This is a genomic window from Salinivibrio sp. PR919, assembly GCF_001995355.1.
GTDB classification, from domain to species: domain Bacteria; phylum Pseudomonadota; class Gammaproteobacteria; order Enterobacterales; family Vibrionaceae; genus Salinivibrio; species Salinivibrio proteolyticus.
On record NZ_MUFL01000152.1, the window covers coordinates 1 to 2,804 of the forward strand.

A 2,804-nucleotide genomic window follows, 5' to 3' on the forward strand; every position below is an offset into this window, starting at 1 on the left:
TCGAAGATGATTGCATGCTAGGGGAGTCCATGGTGGCGTCGCTGCAGCGTCACGGCTATACCGTTGATTGGTTGCAGCGAGGAGGTGGTGTGGATGCGTTGTTAAATACCGAAAGTTTTACCGCTATCATTCTAGACTTAACCTTGCCAGACACTGATGGGCTTCATGTGTTGCGTAAAATTCGCCGCAAACATAGCGATATCCCTGTGATGATTTTGACAGCACGCGATGACATTGATGACCGTGTGAAAGGGTTAGATGGTGGAGCCGATGACTACATGATCAAACCTTTTGCGCTCGAAGAGCTATTGGCACGTCTGCGCGTCATGATTCGGCGTATTTCCGGTTATGCCGATACCACGATGTCATGCCATGGCGTGACCTTGTCGATGGCAACGGGTGAAGTGGAGATGAAGGGTGCACCTATTCGGTTAACTCCTAACGAGTTCAAACTGTTATCCACACTGATGGCACATGCTGGCCGAGTAATGAGCAAAGATCAACTTCAACAAGCACTTCATGGTATGGATGAGGGAATTAGTCCGAATGCCATTGAAGTCCATATTCACAATTTACGCAAAAAAACGGGTGGAACCTTGATTCAAAACATTCGTGGGGTTGGGTATATCATTGAGAAATAAACAGCGCCCACATTCAATAAAACGCCATCTTACATTCAGCACTGTGTGTGTGGTGGGGGTGTTAATGTTTGTCTCTTGGCTGCTGGTGTATAGCGAAGCTCGTCATGAAATTAATGAAGTCTATGACGCGCGACTGGGGCAATCGGCAAAAACGTTGGCGCTGTCGGTAATGAGCTGGGGAGATCAGCCGCCAGATAACTTTACACAAAGCTATACCCATTGGTTAAACGCGATCACTGCCAACGCAAAAGATGACGATACGACCACACCATTTGGCCACCCCTACGAAGATAATTTGTTTTTTCAGTACCGCGTTAGCGATGCATTAGTTGCCAAAAGTCCGAACGCACCGGCGCAATGGATAGGGACATCGGACAACCCCGGATTTGATATGGTTACCGCAGCAGGTGAACAGTGGCGCACCTTCCTATTAGTATTCACACTGCCGGACAAACGGCAAGCGAGTCTGCTGGTGGCGGAAAAAGAGGCGATTCGCCAAGAGTTGATGACAGAAGTCTCGTTGACCATTGGCTTACCCCAGCTCCTATTGATCCCACTTTTAGCGGTTATTGTTGTGGTGTTAGTTAGCCGCGCATTTAGGCCGCTAGGTGAATTAAAAGAGACGATCGCTGCGCGCAGTGTTGATAATCTCGATCATATTCATGTCTCACAACCCACGGTTGAACTCTCACCACTCGTCAAGCAGATCAATTATTTGTTTTCTCAGTTGAATAATGCCTGGGTGCGTGAAAAGCGTTTGGTCAGCACTGCGGCACACGAGTTAAAAACCCCCCTCGCGGTACTGCGACTCAATGCAGAAAACGCCTTGTCTGCGACCACAGAAGCGGAACGTGATAATGACTTGACCAATATTCTGAATGGCATCGATCGAACTGATCGTGTTATCCAACAGTTGCTCATGCTTTCGCGGGTGGAGCAGCAAAAAAATACCGAAGTCACGCAGGTAGATATTGTTCCATTGTTGCGAGAACAAATTGCTGCGCTCGCACCGATGGCATTGACACAACAACAGTCAATAGAGCTTGAAGGGCAAGAGAGCCTGTGGGTCAAAGGCCATCCTGTGATGTTGTCAGTGTTATTTACTAACCTGATTGATAATGCCATTCGCTATGCAGGAAAAGGCGCATCTATCAGTGTGATCACCAGCCACTCAGCCAATACCGTCGTGGTGGAAGTGATTGATTCTGGCTACGCGATATCGGACGAAATTAAGAGCCGTATTTTTGATAAATTCTTCCGCGGTCATACCGAGAAAGGTGATGGGGCGGGGTTGGGAATGTCGATTGTCAAAGACATTGTGGAACAGCATCACGCGAGTATTATGATTCAAAGCCCGTACTTTTCTGACTATGGCAATGGTTTTACGGTGACTTTTCCAATGGTCTCTGAGCGCGGAAATACGTGAATTGAATTCGGGTAGTGCGAGTTTCACCCTAGCCAAGCTTGGTCCTTCTTTGTAATTGGCGCTTGGTTAGTGTTCGCGGGATGATACGGGGCTGACCAAAAAACAGGCGCGATCTGACCGCGCCTGTTTTACTAAGTTCTGACTGATTGAAATTACAAAGGCTCTCGCTTAGCCCCTCTTGATCCCATGCCAATACACAGGCCAATGGTGCGGTTCACCGAGGTTATTGATCACCGCCGCAATGGTTACCAGTGCGACACTGCCTGCGAGCACGGGCGTAAACAAATAATCGATGCCTACCACTTGAGTCCCTGCTAGCATGATTACCAGTGGATTTGCTCCTGCTGGTGGATGGACGGCACGGCAGGCTTGCATCAGCATAATCGCAAGGCCCACTGCTAGTGCGATCATCCAGCTTTCATTTCCCACGCCATACAGCATCGCCAATCCAACACTGGCGGTCAGTAAGTGACCCACAATCACATTTCTCGGTTGCGCGAGCGGCGACTGAGGGGCTGCAAATAAAATCACACAGGTTGCGCCAAAGGGAGCCATCAGCCATGGCACGCCAGTGGTTTGGTTCAGCACGGTTAAGGTAAGAATACCAAAAAATCCACCCAGCAAGCCTTTTGTCAGTTGAATCCAAGTTGGTTTAGGCGGTAACGCACCGCCACCTTTTAGTCGTTTCATGGTCGTTCCTTCAATGGTTGAGTGAAGTGTACCGATCTGTACACGTT

3 protein-coding genes and 1 pseudogene are annotated in these 2,804 nt (G+C 48.8%); 3 read left to right on the forward strand and 1 reads right to left on the reverse strand.

The genetic code is table 11. From position 1 onward, the window contains the following. The 3 genes and pseudogenes from BZG83_RS17195 to BZG83_RS16195 all read left to right on the forward strand — a co-directional run. Positions 1-354 (forward strand): annotated as a pseudogene (locus tag BZG83_RS17195) (response regulator); the annotation flags it as partial. Between the two features lie 113 nt (positions 355-467). Beyond that, entirely contained in the window at positions 468-641 is a 174-nt protein-coding gene (locus tag BZG83_RS17200; RefSeq protein WP_443216380.1) for a helix-turn-helix domain-containing protein, read from the forward strand. 64 nt (positions 642-705) lie between these two features. Continuing rightward, positions 706-2,067 (forward strand): sensor histidine kinase, encoded by a 1,362-nt coding sequence (locus tag BZG83_RS16195; RefSeq protein ID WP_241825800.1) that lies wholly within the window; start codon positions 706-708, stop codon positions 2,065-2,067. A gap of 168 nt (positions 2,068-2,235) precedes the next feature. Here BZG83_RS16195 and BZG83_RS16200 read toward each other — a convergent pair whose 3' ends face one another. Beyond that, entirely contained in the window at positions 2,236-2,757 is a 522-nt protein-coding gene (locus BZG83_RS16200) for an HPP family protein (protein WP_077482089.1), read from the reverse strand. Positions 2,758-2,804 lie beyond the last annotated feature (47 nt).

Bases quoted from the DNA above. Each gene is read 5' to 3' on its own strand.
- BZG83_RS16200 (WP_077482089.1), bottom strand. From the start codon at position 2,757: ATGAAACGACTAAAAGGTGGCGGTGCGTTACCGCCTAAACCAACTTGG.
- BZG83_RS16195 (WP_241825800.1), top strand. From the start codon at position 706: ATGTTTGTCTCTTGGCTGCTGGTGTATAGCGAAGCTCGTCATGAAATT.
- BZG83_RS17200 (WP_443216380.1), top strand. From the start codon at position 468: ATGGCACATGCTGGCCGAGTAATGAGCAAAGATCAACTTCAACAAGCA.